The organism is Microcella putealis (assembly GCF_004216575.1).
Lineage (GTDB): Bacteria > Actinomycetota > Actinomycetes > Actinomycetales > Microbacteriaceae > Microcella > Microcella putealis.
Window position 1 is genome coordinate 13,821 of sequence record NZ_SGWW01000005.1, and the last position, 17,510, is coordinate 31,330.

Below are 17,510 nucleotides of genomic sequence, written 5' to 3' on the forward strand. Positions count from 1 at the left end.
GTCGCAGCGTTCCGGAGGATCCGTGAGGAAAGGGTGGGATGTGCTCGTGACCTGACGAGCCGGTAAAGCTTAGCAGAGTGGGGCTCTGACGCCCGTGCGGGGGCGAGCGCGCTGCCCTCGCTCAGCTCTCGGCCTCGCGACCGCGAATGATCGCGCGCAACTTCTCGAGCCGTGCGGCGATGTCGCGCTCGACGCCGCGCGCCGTGGGCCGGTAGTACTCGCGGCCCGCGAGGCGGTCGGGCAGATACTGCTGGGTCGAGACGCCGTGTGACTCGTCGTGTGGGTAGCGGTAGCCCTTTCCGTGGCCGAGCGCCTTGGCGCCCGGGTAGTGCGCGTCGCGCAGGTGCGCCGGCACGACCCCCGCCTTGCCCGCCCGCACGTCAGCGAGCGCGGCGTCGATGCCGAGGTAGGCGGCGTTCGACTTTGGCGCGGTCGCGAGGTAGACGACGGCCTCGGCGAGCGGGATGCGCCCCTCGGGCATTCCGATGAGCTGCACGGCCTGGGCGGCAGCGACCGCGAGGGGAAGCGCCTGAGGGTCGGCGACCCCGATGTCTTCCGCGGCCGAGATGATGACGCGGCGTGCGATAAACCGGGGATCCTCCCCCGCCTCGATCATGCGCGCGAGGTAGTGCAGCGCCGCGTCGGGGTCACTGCCCCGAATCGACTTGATGAAGGCGCTGATGACGTCGTAGTGCTCGTCGCCCGCGCGGTCGTAGCGCAACAGCGCCCGGTCGACGGCGGCGGAGACCGCCTCCGCCGTGATGATCGGATGCTCGTCCTCGTCATCGGCGGTCGCGACGGCCGTCTGCGCGGCCGCCTCCAGCGCTGTCAGCGCGCGACGGGCATCCCCCGATGCGAGGCGAACGAGCGCCGCCCTCGCCTCTGCGTCGAGAGCGACGCGGCCCGCGAGTCCGCGTGGGTCGTCGACGGCGCGGTCAACGAGCATGCCGAGGTCGTCGTCTTCGAGAGTCTTGAGGGTGAGCAGCAGGCTGCGGCTCAGCAGCGGCGAGATGACCGAGAAGCTCGGGTTCTCGGTCGTGGCCGCAATGAGCACGACCCAGCCGTTTTCGACGCCCGGAAGGAGCGCATCCTGTTGCGCCTTGGTGAAGCGGTGAATCTCGTCGAGAAACAGCACCGTCGTCGAGCCGTACAGATCGCGATCGCTGAGGGCGCGTTCCATCACCTCGCGCACGTCTTTCACCCCGGCGGTGATCGCCGACAGCTCGACGAATCGGCGCCCCGACTGTCGGGCGATCGCCTGCGCCAGCGTGGTCTTGCCGGTGCCGGGTGGGCCCCAGAGAATCACCGAGACCGCGCTCGGTGTCGACGTCGGGTCGTCAGAGGCAAGCGCCACGAGTGGCGACCCCGGGCCCAGCAAGTGCGACTGCCCCGCGACCTCGTCGAGTCGGGTCGGACGCATGCGCACGGCGAGCGGCGTCTGCCCGCGGTGGAGTCCCTGTTGCGTCACCCGACCAGGCTAGTCGGGCGCGGCGACAGGGCACCGGGGCGCTCGACTAGAGTTCGACGCGGTGAGTTGACCCGCACACGAAGGAGCGCGCATGGCCCAGGCGTCGTCGAAGGATCGCGAAGCACGCGAGAGGCTGCGTCGGTACCAGGCGCGCCAGACCGTGCACGACGGGGCGTTGCGCCGCCGTCGCCGCGACAACATCGCGAGCCTGATCGCGGTCGTGGCGGCCGCCGCCATCGCGAGCGGCGCCCTCCTCGCCTACCAATTCGGCCCCGGCGCGCCCGAGCCCGAGCCCTCAGCGAGCGCGTCACCGACGCCTGAGCCCACGGCCGAGGCGCCCGACCCCGCGCTCAGCGAGGACCGCACCTGGACGGGAGCCCTCACGCTCAACGACGAGGTGGAGCTCGGCATCGAGCTCGACGGCGCCGCGGCCCCGCAGGCCGTCGCCGCGGTGACCACGCTCATCACCGACGGCTTCTACGACGGACTCAGCTGCCACCGCCTGACCTCGGGCAACATCTTCGTGCTGCAGTGCGGCGACCCGGCCGGTGACGGCACCGGCGGCCCCGACTTCCGCTTCGGACCGGTCGAGAACGCCCCGGCCGACAGCCTCTACTCGGCGGGCACGATCGCGATGGCGCGTGCCGGCGGCGACGCCTTCAGCATGGGTAGCCAATTCTTCATCGTGTACGGCGACTCGGCGATTCCGACCGACGCCGCCGGCGGCTACACGGTGATCGGCGAGGTGACCTCGGGGCTCGACGAGCTCACGAACACAATCGTGGCCGGCGGAATCGAGGGCGGCGCCCCGGATGGCGCCCCGCGCATCCCCACCACGATCACCTCCATCACGATCGAGTAGCGATGCCGCGTGCGGCGGCGTCCTGGCCGTCGGGCGCGCGCGCCCGTGGAATATGCTGAACCCCGCCCGCAGGGCACTCCCTGCGCTCCCCCGTCGATGAGGAAGATGCACCCGTGGCTGTGAACGACCAGACGACCTTCGGCCGAGTGGACGAGACGGGCACCGTTTTCGTGACGGATGACGGCGTCGAACGCGCGGTCGGCCAGTACCCCGATGGCACCCCGGAGGAGGCGCTCGCCTACTTCACCCGCAAGTACGTTGAGCTCGAGACCCAGGTCGCGCTCGTTGAGCAGCGCGCCCGCGGCGGCGCACCGGCCGCCGACGTCGCGAAGACCGTGACGGCTCTGCGCACGACGCTCACCGACGCGGCTGCCGTGGGCGACCTTCCGGCGCTCCGTACACGCTTGGATGCCCTCGGCGGCGCCGTTGAGAAGCTCACGGAGGAGCAGCAGGCCGAGGCTCAGGCCGCACTCGAGGCGGCCATCAGCGAGCGCACCGCCATCGTCGCCGAGGCCGAGGCCCTTGCCGCAAAAGACCCGCAGTCGATTCAGTGGAAGCAGGCCACCGCGCAGATGGAGGCGCTGTTCACCCGCTGGAAGGAACACCAGCAGACCGGCCCGCGCCTTCCGAAGAAGCAGGCCGACGATCTCTGGAAGCGATTCCGCGCCGCCCGAGGCACTCTCGACCAGAACCGCCGCGCCTTCTTCGCGAACCTCGACGCCGAGCACAAGGGCGCCAAGCAGGCGAAGCAAGCGCTGATCACCAAAGCGGAGGCGCTCGCCTCGCAGGGCGCCGCCGGCATCCCTGCCTATCGCCGTCTGCTCGACGAGTGGAAGGCCGCGGGTCGCGCCGGCAAGAAGGTTGACGACGCCCTGTGGGCCGCATTCAAGGCCGCGGGCGACGTGCTGTACCAGGCGAAGTCTGAGGTCGACGCGCGCGAAAACGAAGAGTTCCAGGGCAACCTCGAGCAGAAGCTGGCGCTGCTCGCCGAGGCCGAGTCGCTGCTCACTGCCACCGACCGCGTGGTCGCGCGCAACACGCTCACGAACATCCAGCGCCGCTGGGACGCGATCGGCAAGGTGCCCCGCGAGCAGGTGCGCGTCGTTGAAGACCGCCTGCGCAAAATCGAACAGGCCGTGAAGTCGCTCGAAGAGGCGCACTGGCAGAAGTCTGACCCCGAAAAGAAGGCGCGCTCGGAGGGCCTGGCCGCCCAGCTGCACGACGCGATCGCTCAGCTGGAAGCTCAGCTGGCCGAGGCCAAGGCGGCGAAGAATACGGCGGCCGTCGCCGAGCTCACCGAGTCGCTCGAGGCGCGGCGCGCGTGGCTCGCCGCCGTCGGCGAGTAACGAGGCAGTTTTCCCCAGGCGGCAGTTATCCCCCGGTTCGGATGCTCGGGTCGCCGCCCGGGGACGCCGCGCGCACACTGCGCCCCGTGTCTGTGCTCATCATTCCTGACTCCCCGTCCGGCTCCCCCGACCCCCGCGCGCTCGCCCCGCTGAGCGACGCCGAACTGCGCGCTGCCGCGCTCGATGGCGAGATCGTCTCTCTCGGCGACGCCTACCTGCCGATCGACGCTCCCGCGTTACCGGGTGATCGCGCCCGCTCGCTGGCGGCGCTGCGTGCCGACCCGCGGCTCTTCGCCGAACGGCGCAGCGCCGCGTGGGTGCACGGCTGGTGCGCCGAACCCGCGGCCGCCTCGGTCGCCGTGAACGTGGCCGCGCGGGTGCCGAGCGGTGTCCGCCGCCGAACAGGGGCGCGCGAGCTCGTGATCGACGACGGCGAGCTCGTCTTCTGCGGGGGCGTTCGCGTGACCAGTCCCCTCCGAACGCTGCTCGACCTCGCGCGCGAGCACGACGATGACGTGTCTCTCGACGCGTTGACCGCCATTGTGGCGGCCTCGAGCATCCCCGTCGCCACCGTCCTCGCGAGCCTCGCCGCGGCGCGAGGCGCGCCCTACGTCACACGAGCGCGGCGGCGCCTGCTAGCCGTTGCTGACGCGATAGACGTCGTAGACCGCGTCGATGCGGCGCACCGCATTCAGCACTCGGTCGAGGTGGGTCACGTCACCCATTTCGAACACGAACTTCGAGATCGCCAAGCGGTCGCGTGAGGTGTTGACGCTCGCCGACAGGATGTTGACGTGGTGCTCAGACAGCACCCGCGTGACGTCCGATAGCAGCCCGCTGCGATCAAGCGCCTCGACCTGAATCTGCACGAGGAAGACGCTCTTCTTGGTGGGGGCCCACTCGACCTCGATCATGCGGTCGGGTTCGGTCAGCAGGTTCTGCACGTTGGTGCAGTCACCACGGTGCACGCTGACGCCCTGGCCGCGTGTGATGAAGCCGACGATCTCGTCGCCCGGCACGGGCGTGCAGCATTTTGCGAGCTTGACGAGGATGTCGGGCGCACCGCGCACCAGGATGCCCGAATCGCTCGTGCGGACGGGTGTGCGCTGGCGGGTGGGCACGCTGAACGGCTCATCGTCAGACTCTGCCTCGACGTGAATCGCGGCGAGAATCTTCTCGATCACCGACTGCGTCGAAATGTGGCCTTCGCCCACTGCGGCGTAGAGCGCATCCACCGTCTCGTAGCGCAGCGTGGCCGCGACCTGCGCGACGACATCGTGCGACATCATGCGCTGCAGCGGGAGGTTCTGCTTGCGCATTGCCCGGGCGATCGCGTCTTTGCCCTGCTCGATCGCCTCGTCGCGGCGCTCCTTCGTGAACCATTGCCGAATCTTCGACTTCGCGCGAGTCGACGTAACGAAGTTCAGCCAGTCGTGGCTCGGGCCCGCGTCGGGGTTCTTCGACGTGAAGACTTCGACGGTGTCGCCGCTGGCGAGCGTGGAGTCGAGGGGCATGAGGCGACCGTTGACCTTCGCACCCATCGTGCGGTGTCCGATCTCGGTGTGCACCGCGTAGGCGAAGTCGACCGGGGTTGCGCCGGAGGGCAAACCGATCACCTTGCCCTGAGGAGTGAAGACGTAGACCTCTTTCGCGCCGATCTCGTAGCGCAGGGTGTCGAGGAACTCACCGGGGTCGGCGGTCTCGGCCTGCCAGTCGGAGATGTGCTTGAGCCACGCCATGTCGGTGTCGTGGCCGAGCAGGGAGCGCTCATCGCTCTTGCCACCCGACGCCACGCGCTCTTTGTACGCCCAGTGGGCGGCGACGCCGAACTCGGCCCGCTGATGCATCTCGTGCGTGCGAATCTGTAGCTCGACGGGGCGCCCGCCCGGGCCGAACACGGTCGTGTGCAGCGACTGGTACAGGTTGAACTTCGGCGTCGCGATGTAGTCCTTGAATCGCCCGGGCATGGGGCTCCACCGAGCGTGCACAGCACCGAGAGCCGCATAGCAGTCGCGGATGGAACTGACGAGGATGCGCACTCCGGTGAGGTCATAAATGTCGTCGAAGTCGCGCCCTCGGTGCACCATCTTTTGGTAGATCGAGTAGTACTGCTTCGGTCGGCCGGCGACCTGGGCCTTGATCTTGGCCTGGCGAAGGTCGCCGTTCACGACGTCGATGACCTGCTGAACGAACTTCTCCCGCTCGGGGGTGCGGTTCTTGACCAGGCTTTCGATCTCGACGTACAGCTTCGGGTGCAGCACGGCAAACGAGAGGTCTTCGAGCTCCCACTTGATGGTCTGAATTCCCAGGCGGTGCGCGAGCGGCGTGTAGATCTCGAGCGTTTCCTGCGCCTTGCGCTTGGCGGAATCGCCCTCAACGAAGCCCCACGTGCGCGCGTTGTGCAGTCGGTCGGCCAGCTTGATGACCAGCACGCGGATGTCTTTCGACATCGCCACGATCATCTTGCGCACCGTCTCGGCCTGCGCAGAGTCGCCGTACTTCACCTTGTCGAGCTTGGTGACGCCGTCGACGAGCATCGCGACCTCGTCACCGAACTCGGCGCGCACCTGGTCAAGGGTGTAGTCGGTGTCTTCCACGGTGTCGTGCAACAGCGCGGCGGAGAGGGTCTTCACCCCGAGACCGAGCTCGGCCAGAATCTGGGCGACGGCGAGCGGATGCGTGATGTACGGCTCACCGCTCTTGCGCTTCTGGCCCTCGTGGGCGCGTTCGGCGACGCGGTATGCGCGCTCAAGGAAGGCGATGTCAGCCTTCGGGTGCTGCGCCCGAACAGTGCGATACAGCGTGTCGAGCGCGCCGGTCGACTGCGACCGCGAGAACAAGCGCGGCAGCAGCGAGCGCAACGGCGGTGCTGTGCTCTGCGTCACCTCGGTCATGCGAAGCCTCCGCTGTGCAGTCTACGAGGTGCGGTCGGGCGTCAGCGCACGGCCCCCGACTCGGGGTGCGGCGCCTTCTTGCGCGTTCCCTGCTTCTTGACCTCGGGCTCGTTCGAGCGCAGCTGCACGTACAGCGGCGCCGCGATGAAGATCGACGAGTAAGTACCGACGATGGTGCCGACGGTGAGCGCCAGAGCAATGTCGCGCAGGGTGCCCGCACCGAGCAGCAGCGAGCCGATGAAGAGGATCGCGGCGGTCGGCAGAACCGCGACGACCGAGGTGTTGATCGAACGCACGATGGTCTGGTTCACGCCGAGGTTGACCGATTGCGCGAAGGTGCGTCGTGATTCAGCGCCGTCTTCGGCCGTGTTCTCGCGCACCTTGTCGAACACCACGACCGTGTCGTAGAGCGAGTACGACAGGATCGTGAGGAAGCCGATGACGGCGGCGGGCGTGATCTCGAAACCGAGCGCGCCGTACAGGCCCGCCGTGAGCACCACGTCGTGGATCAGGGCAACACCGGCGGCGACGACCATCTTCCAGGTGCGGAAGTAGATGGTCATGATGACGCTGACGAAGGCGAAGAACACGAGCAGAGCGATGATCGCCTGGCGCGTGATGTCTTGCCCCCAGCTCGCGCCGATGAACGACGAGGTGACCTGATCGACGGGAACATCGAACGCCTCGGCGAGTTCGGCTCGCAGCTCATTCGTCGCCTCGGGCGTCAGCTGGTCGGTCTGTACACGCACGGAGTCGGTGCCGACCGTCGAGACGCGCGGGTTGCTGCCTTCGACATTCGCGTTGACCACGTCGGTGGCGAGCGCCGTGGCGGCCGTCGCGTCCTCGACGACGAGCGAGGCCTCGGACACGCGGAACTCGCTGCCGCCGCGGAACTCAATGCCGAAGACAAATCCGCCGCGCAGGGCGGTGAACCCGATGGCGAGCAGCAGAAGGACGGCGGCGATGCCGTACCAGAGCTTGCTACGGCCGACGATGTCGATCGACTTCTCGCCCGTGTACAGGCCATTGCCGAAGCGGGTGAGCATGCTCATCGGGCGTCCTTCTTCCCTGCGTTGTCGGCCTCCGCGGCCTTGCGCTCGGCAATCGTCTGGCGGCGCTGCGCCTCCCGCGTGCTGCCGGCGTTTTTCTTTTGCGTCGCGACGGGAGCGCGGAACTGCGCACGCCCGCGGTACACCGCGCCGAGTGCCTTCGGGTCGAGACCCGACATCGGGTGACCCGAGCTGAAGAACGGCGTTCGAGCCACGAGCCGCAGCACGGGGTAGGTCATGAGCGACACGATGACGAGGTTGATCACCGACATCACACCGAGGGTGAACGCAAAGCCGCGCACGTTGCCGACAGCAAGCACGTAGAGCACGATCGAGCCGGTCAAGCTGATGACGTTCGAAATCAGGATCGTGCGGAAGGCGCGCTTCCAACCGGCTTCGACCGCCGACTCGATTCCACGGCCGTCGCGCAGCTCGTCTCGCACACGCTCGAAGTACACGATGAAGGCGTCGGCGATGACACCCACCGAGATGATCAGACCCGCGACACCCGCAAGTGACAGGCGGTAGCCCTGCTGATTCGAGAGGTACAGGATCACGAAGTACGAGAGCACTGCGGCGACCATGAGGCTCGCGATAATCACGCCGCCGAGAGCGCGGTACTGCACGAGCGCGTAGCCCATCACCAGCAGCAGACCGATGACACCCGCGATGATGCCGCTCTCGAGCTGCGAGATGCCGAGGGTGGCCGAGATGTTCTCCTGGCTCTGCAGCTCAAAGCCGATGGGCAGCGCACCGAAGCGCAGCTGGTCGGCGAGAGTCTGCGCGGTGTCCTGCGTGAACGAGCCGCTGATCTGCGGGCGGCCATCCGTGATGGCGCTGATTGTCCGGGGCGCGCTGATGACGTTGCCATCGAGCACGATGGCGAACTGGTTTTGGATGCCCTGCAGGGCGACCAAACGCTCGGTCACCTCGCGGAACTGCTGGGTGCCCTCGCCGTCGAACTCGATGAACACACCCCACTCGTTCGAGGTGACGCCGGTCGAGGACGCAACGAGCCCGGCGGTGGCGTCGGTGATGCTCGAGCCCTCAACCTCGGCCGGGCCAAGGATGTACTTGACGAGACCATCGGCGTCACACGTCACCAGCGGCTCATCCAACGGAGCCACATTGGTACCGAGCTCCTCGAGATTCGCGCAGTCGAGCTCATCGAATGCCTGCTGGATCTCCGGAGTGATCCAGTTGAGGTCGCTCGCGTTCGTCGGCTCGGGCTGCGGCGTCTGCTCAACCGGCGCCTCCTCGGCGGGCTCCGTATCCCCCGTGTCGGTGGTCGACACGGTCTGAGCCGTCACGCCATCGAAGCCCGACGCCGCGGGGCTTTCGGAGGTCTCGGGCTCGGGGCTCGTCGACGGGGCAGGCGTGTCCCCCTCAGCGGGGTCAGCCGGGTTGAGCGCCGAGTTCGACGCGGTGTCGGCCGCGAGCACGGCGCGGAAGTCGAGACGCGCGGCCGACTGAATGCGGTCGATCGTTGACTGATCAGGGGTGCCGGGGATCGCGACGACGATATTGCGGCCACCCTGCGTCGTGATCTCGGCTTCGGTGACACCGCCCGCATCCACGCGCTGACGGATGATCCCGACAGCCTGGTCGAGCTGCTCCTGGGTGACCTCCGCGGTCTCTTCGAGCTGCGGCTCGAGGATCAGCTGCGTACCGCCCTGCAGGTCGAGGGCAAGGCGCGGGGTCCACTGGCCCTCATTCCAAATGACGCTCGCCGCATTCGCCGACACAAGGCCGATGATGATGACAAGCAGCCACACGAGGGAGCGCACAGCTTTGCGCTCGGGCGTCGTTCTAGCCACGGAGGTTACTCATTTCTCGGGGGTGGTGGAGCGGGGTGTCGAAACCCCGCCGCCCGGCTGCGCAGCGTCGCGCAGGGTCAGTCGTCGGTCTTCTTGGTCTCGCGGCCGGGGTCGACGCTCGACTCGTTCAGCCGCGGGGCAGCCTCGTCGATGACCGGAGCGTGCTCGTCGAGCTCGTCCGCCGAGTCAGCCACGGTGTCCTCGACGACGCGCGCAAGCGTCTGACGGTGCACGCGAATGGTGCTGCCCGGCGAGACCTCGATGGTGGCGATGTTCGCGTCCTCATCAAGGGCGACGAGGGTGCCAAACAGACCGAAGTTCGTCATCACCTCAGCGCCCGGCACCATCTTGTTCTGCAGCTGCTCCATGTCGGCGCGACGCTTGCGCGAGTTGCGCACCATGAAGAAGATCAGCAGGCCGAGAACGCCCAGCATGACGATTTCGAGGGGACCCATGACTACCTTTCCGGGGGGAATATGACGGCACGCACGGCGGAGCAGAGCCCCGCGGCGGCCTGCCGACCACTATAGGTCATCGATGAGCCCCGGCTGCGGCCCCGCCTGCGGGCTGAGGCCCAGGTGCGTCCAGGCACGGGCCGTCGCAATGCGGCCGCGCGGGCTGCGCGTGACGAGGCCCGTGCGCACGAGGAAGGGTTCGACGACGGCCTCGATCGTCTCGGCCTCCTCCCCCACGGTGACCGCGAGGGTCGACAGGCCAACGGGTCCGCCGCCGAATCGTTCGACGATGGCCGACAGCACCGCGCGGTCGAGGCGGTCAAGGCCGTGCTCGTCGACGTCGTACAGCTCGAGTGCGGCGCGCACCGCAGAGTGATCGGCCGCCCCACCGTGCACAAGGGCGTAGTCGCGCACGCGCCGAAGCAGGCGGTTGGCGATGCGTGGGGTGCCGCGCGAACGTCCCGCGATCTCGGTGAGCGCATCCGAACCGATGGCGAGCCCGATGAGCGCCGCAGCGCGCTCGAGGACGCGATGCAGCTCGTCTGTCTCGTAGAACTCGAGGTGCGCGGTGAAGCCAAAACGGTCGCGCAAAGGGTTCGGCAAGAGGCCAGCCCGGGTAGTCGCCCCCACCAGCGTGAACGGCGCCAATTCGAGGGGGATGCTCGTCGCCCCGGCGCCCTTACCGACCATGATGTCGACGCGAAAGTCCTCCATCGCGAGATACAGCATCTCCTCCGCGCTGCGCGCCATGCGGTGGATCTCGTCGATGAACAGCACCTCGCCCGGCACGAGGGACGACAGCACCGCAGCGAGGTCGCCGGCGTGCTGGATGGCCGGCCCGCTCGTCATCCGTAGCGGGCGGTTGCCCTCGTGGGCGACGATCATGGCGAGCGTCGTCTTGCCGAGACCGGGCGGGCCGGCGAGCAGGATGTGGTCGGGCGCGCGGTTCTGCAGCGTGGCGGCGTTGAGCAGCAGTTCGAGCTGACCGCGCACCTTCTGCTGTCCGACGAACTCGGCGAGCGAGGCGGGCCGCAGTGCCCCCTCGAACGCGAGGTCGTCGCCGGCGGCCTCGGGCTGCAGCACGTCGTCGGTCATGAGCGACCCCCGGCGGGCCCGAGTTCGGCGAGAGCCGTGCGCAGCAGCGCCGACAGACCGGGAAGAGGCGCGCCGTCGCCCACGTCCGCTCGCGCCGACTCGACGACCGCGGTGGCCGTGGCAACTGCGGTGCGCTCCGGCCAGCCGAGGCCGGTGAGCGCGGCCGCAAGCGCGGTGCGGGCCGCGCCATCGCTGTCGTTCGCGGGCGCCGTCGTGACGCTGGGCTGCGCTGCCGCCGACGGGGGCGCGATGCGGCCAGACAGCGACACGACGATGAGCTTGGCGGTCTTGGGGCCGATCCCACTCACGCGACGGAAGGGCGCATCGTCGCCGTCGGTGATTGCTCGGGCCGCCTCGTCGGGCGTCATCGCGCCGAGCACGCCGAGGGCCGACTTCGGCCCCACACCCGAGACGCTGCGCAACAGGTCAAAGAGCCCGAGCTCCAGCTCGTCGGCGAAGCCGTACAGACTCATGTCGTCTTCGCGCACGATGAGCGCGGTGTGCAGGCGCGTCTGCTCGCCGACGCGCAGCGACTGCGCAATGCGGGGGGCGATCGCAACGGCATAGCCGACCCCCTGCACATCGATGACGGCGCGACTGGAGGAGACGGCGATGACGGTTCCGTGGATGCTCGCGATCACTTCTCGAGCCTAGGGTTGCGGGCCGTGCGTTCCGCGTCACGCCACGCACGCTGGGCGGGAGTGAGCGCATCCGAGACGGACGCGGCGCCGGCGGGCGCGCCCCGCCAGCCGTGACAGATCGCGAGCGCGAGGGCGTCTGCCGCGTCGGCGGGCTTCGGGGGCGCGTCGAGGCGAAGGATGCGCTGCACCATCGCCGTCACCTGATTCTTGTCGGCACCGCCGTGGCCCGTGACGGCGGCCTTCACCTCGGTCGGCGTGTGCAGGGCCACCGTGAGCCCTCGCTCGGCGGCAGCCGCCAGCACCACGCCCGACGCCTGCGCCGTGCCCATCACGGTGCGAACGTTCTGCTGCGCGAACACCCGCTCGAGCGCCACTGCGTGCGGCGAGTGAACATCGAGCAGCGCAATGACCCCCAGCTGAATCGCGCGAACCCGCGCGGCCAGATCGAGCTCGTGCGAGGTGCGGATCACCTCGACGGCGACCAGCGTCGCGCGGCGGTCAGGGGCGATGTCGACGATGCCGACACCGCACCGGGTCAGCCCCGGGTCGACGCCGAGCACGCGCAGCGCCACGGCCCGCCTACTCGTCGTCAGCGTCGAGTTCGGCCCGCACCTCGGGGCTCAACTGCACGTTCGTGTACACGTTCTGCACGTCGTCGCTGTCTTCGAGCGCGTCGACGAGGCGGAATACCTTCCGCGCGGTCTCTGCGTCGGCCTCGACCTGGAGGTTCGCGACGAACTCGGCCTCGGCCGAGTCGTACTCGATGCCGGCTTCCTTCAGAGCGTTCCGAGCATCCAGCAGCTGCGAGGGGTCGGTCACGACCTCGAAACCGCCGCCCTGATCGATGACCTCCTCGGCACCCGCCTCCAACACGGCGAGCAGGATGTCGTCCTCGGTAACGCCGTCGTCTTTCGTGATCGCGATGACGCCCTTGCGGCTGAAGTTGTACGCGACGCTGCCCGGGTCAGCCATCGTGCCGCCGTTGCGGGTCATGGCCGTGCGCACCTCGGCGGCCGCGCGGTTGCGGTTGTCGGTCAGACACTCGATGAGCATCGCGACACCGCCGGGCGCGTAGCCCTCGTACATGATCGTTTGGTACTCGACGGCATCACCGGTGAGGCCCGCGCCGCGCTTAACGGCGCGGTCGATGTTGTCGTTCGGAACCGACGTCTTTTTGGCCTTCTGGATCGCGTCGGCGAGCGTCGGGTTGCCCGCCGGATCGGGCCCGCCGATCTTCGCGGCGACCTCGATGTTCTTGATCAGCTTGGCGAACGACTTGGCACGGCGGGCATCGATGACGGCCTTCTTATGCTTGGTCGTCGCCCACTTGGAATGGCCTGACATGCGGCTCCTCTACTTGGGCGGTACCCGAGAAGTTTAGGGCAGGCGATCTCGGGCGACGCCGAGCCGGCGCAGTTCGAGCTCGGCGAGCGCGCGCACGGCGACGGTGTCGCGCGCGAGAATCGCGGCACCGGGGTCGGGGTGCACGCGGCCGAGCGCGCTGAGCCGGGTGGTCGCCAACGCCCGCAGCGCGAAGGTGTCGGCTCGCATTCCCGCCGCGATCATGCGCTCCGCCCGGCGGCGGCGCAGCACGAAAAGGGCCCGAGGCACGAGCCACACGAGAACAAGAACGGCGATGAGGCTGAGCGCCACGAGCCAGCCCGCCGCGACGGCGAGCGACTCGACCGTGTCGACGACGGTCGTGCCCGTGCCGCTGACCGCATCTCCTGCCCCCGCCGCCGCGCGAAAGGGCCCGGCCACCGAATCGCCGATGAGCGGGATTGCCCCCAGGCGCTCGCCCGCGTCGACGAGACCGGCACTGATGGAGCCGCCCGCGGTCTCGAGCTGCCGCCCGAGCTCGGCGAGCGCGCGAATGGCGCCAACCACCGCGCTCGTGACGATGATCACACCCACGATGGCGAGAACACCGGCGATATCGGCAAGGATCTGCCGCAGGCGGTGGGCGGAGTATGCCGAGTAGAGCACCATGCGCACATGGTGGCGCGCACCGTAACCACCGCCGCCGCGACGCGCCGCGCGTCAGCTCGACGTGGTCGGGCCGCTGCGGCTCAACTCGTCGCGCGCACGGTCTGCAGGAAGCGCTCGTGAAAGCGCTGCTCGCCGCTCACCTCGGGGTGGAAGGAGGTGCCGAGCAGAGCGCCCTGCGCGATGGCCACAATGCGGCCGTCGTCCAGGCGCGCAAGCACCTCAACGTCGGGCCCGACCCGCTCGACGACGGGCGCGCGAATAAACACCGCGTGTACGGGATGCTCGCCGAGCGCCGGAATCGCCAGATCCGTTTCGAAGGAGTCGCTTTGGGTTCCGAAAGCGTTGCGGCGTACGGTCGCGTCGAATCCGCCGAAGGTCTGCTGCCCGTCGATGCCGTCGACCAGTTCGTCCGCCAGCAGGATCAGGCCGGCGCACGTACCGTAGACGGGCATCCCGGCGGCGATCCGTTCGCGAATGGCGTCGCGAACGCCGAAGATGCGCGACAGCTTGTCGATGACACTCGATTCGCCGCCCGGAATGACGAGCCCGGCGACCTGCTCCAGATCGGCCACCGACCGCACCTCGCGCACGTCGGCTCCGAGCTCGCGCAGCGAGGCGACGTGCTCGCGCACGTCGCCCTGCAACGCAAGAACTCCGACGGGCGGCGTGCTACCAGCCACGCTCAGCAAGGCGGTGCGGGGCGGGCAGATCGGCCACGTTGATGCCGACCATCGCCTCGCCCAGCCCGCGCGACGCATCCGCGATCACGGCGGCGTCGGTGTAGGCAGCGGTTGCCCGGACGATCGCCTTCGCCCGCGCCTCCGGGTTGCCCGACTTGAAGACGCCCGAGCCGACGAAGACGCCGTCGGCACCGAGCTGCATCATCATGGCCGCGTCGGCGGGCGTCGCCACGCCACCGGCCGTGAACAGCACGACGGGGAGCTTCCCGGTCTCAGCGACCTCACGCACCAGCTCATACGGAGCCTGCAGCTCTTTCGCCGCGACGTACAGCTCGTCCTTCGTGAGCGAGCGCAGGCGGTTGATCTCGCCCGTGATCGTGCGAATGTGCTTGGTCGCCTCCGAGACGTCGCCGGTGCCGGCCTCGCCCTTCGAGCGAATCATGGCGGCACCCTCGGTGATGCGACGCAACGCCTCACCCAGGTTGGTGGCGCCGCAGACGAAAGGAACGGTGTAGTCCCATTTGTCGATGTGGTTGACGTAGTCGGCGGGGCTCAGCACCTCAGACTCGTCGATGTAGTCGACGCCGAGCGACTCGAGCACCTGCGCCTCGACGAAGTGACCGATGCGGGCCTTCGCCATGACGGGGATCGACACCTCCGCCATGATCTGCTCGATCAAATCGGGGTCGCTCATGCGGGCGACGCCGCCCTGGGCGCGGATGTCGGCGGGCACGCGCTCGAGGGCCATGACGGCAACGGCACCGGCGTCTTCCGCGATGCGGGCCTGCTCGGCGTTGACGACGTCCATGATGACGCCGCCCTTCAGCATTTCTGCCAGGCCGCGCTTCACTCGGCTGGAGCCGGTCTCGGACGTGCTCATGAGGGGGTCCCTTCGACGGAGGATGCGCGCTGCGCATGGGTGCTGTGATCAAGATGATGTTGACCTAGGCCAAAAGATAGCATGGGGGAAACGCCGCTTCCTGACCCGCAACGGATGACGAAATGACCCTTCCGATCACCGGCCGTTCTGCCGCCGAGATCGCCGCCAGCGTGCGCGCCCTCATCGAGCGCGGCGAGCTGACACCGGGCGACGCCCTGCCTCCTGTGCGCCAGCTCGCCGATTCTCTCAGCGTCAACCGCAACACCGCGGTGTCGGCGTATCGGCAGCTCACCCAGGCGGGCATGGTCGTCACGCGCGGTCGCGGGGGCACCCGCGTTGCCGACCGCTCCCCCGTGGCGCAGGAAGGCTTTGCGGCCGAGAGCGTGCTGCGTGACGTCGCGACCGGTAACCCGGACCCCGAGCACATCCCGAATCCCTCGCGCGCGCTCGCCGGGGTCGCTGGCCGACCCGTGCTCTACGGCGAGCCGGTCATCGACCGCGAGCTCGAATCGTGGGCGAGCGGGTGGATGCGCGCTGACCTCGCCCCTGCGGAGGTGCGGCTCACGATCACCAGCGGCGCCGCGGATGCGGTCGATCGCCTCCTTGCGCAGGCTCTCGTTCGCGACGACGCCGTCGCGCTCGAAGACCCGTGCTTCTTGACCACGATTCACACGGTGCGCGTGGGCGGCTATCGCCCCGTCCCGGTCCCCGTCGACGACGAGGGCATGACCGTGGCGGGCCTTCGCGCCGCACTCGAGCAGGGCGTTCGCGCGGTCATCTGCACGCCGCGCGCGCAGAACCCGACGGGCGCGAGCCTCGGCGAGCAGCGCGCATCCGAACTGCGGGAGGTGCTCGCCGAGTACCCCTACGTGCTCGTCATCGAGGACGATCACTTCTCGATGCTGTCGCGCACGCCGTTCCGCTCGGTCATCGGGCCTGAGCACAAGCGCTGGGCGCTCGTGCGTTCGGTCTCGAAGTTTCTCGGGCCCGACATGTGCCTCGCCGTCGCTGCCTCCGACCCCGACACTGCCGAGCGCCTCGCCATGCGCCTCACCCCCGGTACCACGTGGGTCAGCCACCTGCTGCAGCGCCTCGCGCTCTCGCTGCTCACCGACGAGAGCGTCGCCGCCGACATCGCGAACGCCGCCCAGCACTATGCGGAACGCAATGGCGCGTTTGCCGCGCGGTTGAGCGCGCTCGGCGTTCCCGCGACGGCGGGCGACGGCCTGAACCTGTGGGTGGCGCTGCCGGTTCCCGCACGCGACGTCTCCGAGCAGCTCATGCGACGCGGCTGGCTCGCTCGCACGGGCGACGAGTTTTCGCTGGGCGCCGTGCCCACCGACCACCGCCTTCGCCTGACCGTGCACGACCTCTCTGAGCTCGACGCCGATCGACTCGCGGCCGATATCGCCGCCGCCGTGCGCGCCGCGGGCGGGCGCCTCGTGCCGGCCGAGGTGAAATGATCGACGCATGAAGGTGCTCTCGATTCAGTCCGCCGTCGCCTACGGACACGTCGGCAATTCGGCCGCCGTCTTCCCGCTGCAGCGCATTGGCGTTGAGGTGATGCCGGTCTACACCGTGAACTTTTCGAACCACACCGGGTACGGCGCGTGGCGCGGTCCGCTCATCAGCCCTGACGACGTGCGCGAAGTCATCACCGGTATCGAGGAACGCGGCGCATTCCCCCAGATCGACGTGATCCTGTCGGGCTACCAGGGCTCAGAGGGCATCGCCGACGTGATTCTGGATGCGGTGGCCCGCATCACGGAGGCGAACCCCTCCGCGATCTACGCCTGCGACCCCGTCATGGGCAACGCGAAGAGCGGCTGCTTTGTGGCGCCGGCGATTCCGGTGCTGCTGCGCGAGCGTGTTGTTCCGGCCGCCGACATCATCACGCCGAACCAGTTCGAGCTGGGGTATCTGACGAACACCGATCCGGACACGCTCGAGTCGACGCTCGCCTCGGTGGACCTCGCACGCGCCATGGGGCCGTCTACTGTGCTCGTCACCAGCGTCGAGCGCCCCGACCGCGAGGACGGCACGCTCGAGATGCTGGTCGCCGATGATCACGGTGCCTGGATCGTCACGACCCCGCAGCTGCCCATGAAGGCAAACGGCTCGGGTGACGTGACCGCGGCCCTCTTCACCGCGCACTACCGGCGCACGGGTGACGCCGCCGATGCACTCGCGCGCACCGCCTCGAGCGTCTTCGACCTGCTGAGCAACACCCTCGAGTCGGGGGAACGCGAACTGCAGCTCGTCGAGTCGCAGGAGGCGTATGCCCACCCGCGCATGCAGTTCACGGTGCGTCAGCTGCGCTAACGCCGACGCGCC

16 protein-coding genes and 1 pseudogene are annotated in these 17,510 nt (G+C 68.8%); 5 read left to right on the plus strand and 12 right to left on the minus strand.

All coding sequences use genetic code 11. The features are described from left to right. Positions 1–121: 121 nt before the first annotated feature. On the minus strand, positions 122–1,420 hold the full coding sequence (locus tag EV141_RS11070) for a replication-associated recombination protein A (RefSeq protein WP_130486158.1): 1,299 nt from the start codon (positions 1,418–1,420) through the stop codon (positions 122–124). A gap of 139 nt (positions 1,421–1,559) precedes the next feature. Here EV141_RS11070 and EV141_RS11075 point away from each other — a divergent pair, with 139 nt between their 5' ends. From EV141_RS11075 to EV141_RS12465, 3 genes and pseudogenes are all read left to right on the plus strand, one after another. Next, positions 1,560–2,330 carry a peptidylprolyl isomerase gene (locus EV141_RS11075; RefSeq protein WP_130486035.1) on the plus strand — a complete coding sequence of 257 codons (771 nt, stop codon included), beginning with the start codon at positions 1,560–1,562 and terminating at the stop codon, positions 2,328–2,330. 113 nt (positions 2,331–2,443) lie between these two features. Next, complete coding sequence (locus tag EV141_RS11080; RefSeq protein ID WP_130486036.1) at positions 2,444–3,676, plus strand: DUF349 domain-containing protein; 1,233 nt, start codon at positions 2,444–2,446, stop codon at positions 3,674–3,676. A 41-nt stretch (positions 3,677–3,717) separates the two neighbouring features. Beyond that, a pseudogene (locus EV141_RS12465) lies at positions 3,718–4,293 on the plus strand (type IV toxin-antitoxin system AbiEi family antitoxin); the annotation flags it as partial. Between the two features lie 18 nt (positions 4,294–4,311). On the opposite strand, the gene EV141_RS11090 reads toward EV141_RS12465, so the two are convergent. The 11 genes from EV141_RS11090 to pdxS form a co-directional block, all read right to left on the minus strand. Then, on the minus strand, positions 4,312–6,570 hold the full coding sequence (locus EV141_RS11090) for a RelA/SpoT family protein (protein ID WP_130486038.1): 2,259 nt from the start codon (positions 6,568–6,570) through the stop codon (positions 4,312–4,314). Between the two features lie 41 nt (positions 6,571–6,611). After that, positions 6,612–7,622: a protein translocase subunit SecF gene (gene secF, locus EV141_RS11095; RefSeq protein ID WP_130486039.1), complete on the minus strand. Its 1,011-nt coding sequence runs from the start codon at positions 7,620–7,622 to the stop codon at positions 6,612–6,614. Then, positions 7,619–9,436: a protein translocase subunit SecD gene (gene secD / locus EV141_RS11100; RefSeq protein WP_130486040.1), complete on the minus strand. Its 1,818-nt coding sequence runs from the start codon at positions 9,434–9,436 to the stop codon at positions 7,619–7,621. Before secD ends, secF begins: the two co-directional genes overlap by 4 nt. Positions 9,437–9,513: 77 nt before the next feature. Continuing rightward, positions 9,514–9,891, minus strand: coding sequence for a preprotein translocase subunit YajC (gene yajC / locus EV141_RS11105; protein ID WP_130486041.1), 378 nt, complete (start codon positions 9,889–9,891; stop codon positions 9,514–9,516). A 69-nt stretch (positions 9,892–9,960) separates the two neighbouring features. After that, a complete protein-coding gene (ruvB, locus tag EV141_RS11110; RefSeq protein WP_130486042.1) occupies positions 9,961–10,986 on the minus strand; it encodes a Holliday junction branch migration DNA helicase RuvB in 1,026 nt (341 codons plus the stop codon). After that, complete coding sequence (gene ruvA, locus EV141_RS11115) at positions 10,983–11,627, minus strand: Holliday junction branch migration protein RuvA (RefSeq protein ID WP_130486043.1); 645 nt, start codon at positions 11,625–11,627, stop codon at positions 10,983–10,985. The genes ruvB and ruvA overlap by 4 nt, the downstream gene beginning before the upstream one ends. Beyond that, positions 11,624–12,199, minus strand: coding sequence for a crossover junction endodeoxyribonuclease RuvC (gene ruvC, locus EV141_RS11120; RefSeq protein WP_130486044.1), 576 nt, complete (start codon positions 12,197–12,199; stop codon positions 11,624–11,626). Before ruvC ends, ruvA begins: the two co-directional genes overlap by 4 nt. 7 nt (positions 12,200–12,206) lie before the next feature. Continuing rightward, positions 12,207–12,971, minus strand: coding sequence for a YebC/PmpR family DNA-binding transcriptional regulator (locus EV141_RS11125; RefSeq protein WP_130486045.1), 765 nt, complete (start codon positions 12,969–12,971; stop codon positions 12,207–12,209). 33 nt (positions 12,972–13,004) lie between these two features. Then, a complete protein-coding gene (locus EV141_RS11130; protein ID WP_130486046.1) occupies positions 13,005–13,616 on the minus strand; it encodes a hypothetical protein in 612 nt (203 codons plus the stop codon). Between the two features lie 80 nt (positions 13,617–13,696). Next, positions 13,697–14,296, minus strand: coding sequence for a pyridoxal 5'-phosphate synthase glutaminase subunit PdxT (gene pdxT, locus EV141_RS11135; protein WP_241969238.1), 600 nt, complete (start codon positions 14,294–14,296; stop codon positions 13,697–13,699). Then, positions 14,286–15,176, minus strand: coding sequence for a pyridoxal 5'-phosphate synthase lyase subunit PdxS (pdxS, locus tag EV141_RS11140; RefSeq protein WP_130486048.1), 891 nt, complete (start codon positions 15,174–15,176; stop codon positions 14,286–14,288). Before pdxS ends, pdxT begins: the two co-directional genes overlap by 11 nt. A gap of 122 nt (positions 15,177–15,298) precedes the next feature. Between pdxS and EV141_RS11145 the strand changes: the two genes are divergently transcribed. Together EV141_RS11145 and pdxY are read left to right on the plus strand one after the other, a co-directional pair. Further along, positions 15,299–16,639, plus strand: coding sequence for an aminotransferase class I/II-fold pyridoxal phosphate-dependent enzyme (locus tag EV141_RS11145; RefSeq protein WP_130486049.1), 1,341 nt, complete (start codon positions 15,299–15,301; stop codon positions 16,637–16,639). Positions 16,640–16,646: 7 nt separating this feature from the next. Further along, entirely contained in the window at positions 16,647–17,498 is an 852-nt protein-coding gene (gene pdxY / locus EV141_RS11150) for a pyridoxal kinase PdxY (protein WP_130486050.1), read from the plus strand. Positions 17,499–17,510 lie beyond the last annotated feature (12 nt).

Bases quoted from the DNA above. Each gene is read 5' to 3' on its own strand.
- EV141_RS11070 (WP_130486158.1), bottom strand. From the start codon at position 1,420: ATGCGTCCGACCCGACTCGACGAGGTCGCGGGGCAGTCGCACTTGCTG.
- EV141_RS11075 (WP_130486035.1), top strand. From the start codon at position 1,560: ATGGCCCAGGCGTCGTCGAAGGATCGCGAAGCACGCGAGAGGCTGCGT.
- EV141_RS11090 (WP_130486038.1), bottom strand. From the start codon at position 6,570: ATGACCGAGGTGACGCAGAGCACAGCACCGCCGTTGCGCTCGCTGCTG.
- secF (WP_130486039.1), bottom strand. From the start codon at position 7,622: ATGAGCATGCTCACCCGCTTCGGCAATGGCCTGTACACGGGCGAGAAG.
- yajC (WP_130486041.1), bottom strand. From the start codon at position 9,891: ATGGGTCCCCTCGAAATCGTCATGCTGGGCGTTCTCGGCCTGCTGATC.
- ruvB (WP_130486042.1), bottom strand. From the start codon at position 10,986: ATGACCGACGACGTGCTGCAGCCCGAGGCCGCCGGCGACGACCTCGCG.
- EV141_RS11125 (WP_130486045.1), bottom strand. From the start codon at position 12,971: ATGTCAGGCCATTCCAAGTGGGCGACGACCAAGCATAAGAAGGCCGTC.
- EV141_RS11130 (WP_130486046.1), bottom strand. From the start codon at position 13,616: ATGGTGCTCTACTCGGCATACTCCGCCCACCGCCTGCGGCAGATCCTT.
- pdxS (WP_130486048.1), bottom strand. From the start codon at position 15,176: ATGAGCACGTCCGAGACCGGCTCCAGCCGAGTGAAGCGCGGCCTGGCA.
- EV141_RS11145 (WP_130486049.1), top strand. From the start codon at position 15,299: ATGACCCTTCCGATCACCGGCCGTTCTGCCGCCGAGATCGCCGCCAGC.
- pdxY (WP_130486050.1), top strand. From the start codon at position 16,647: ATGAAGGTGCTCTCGATTCAGTCCGCCGTCGCCTACGGACACGTCGGC.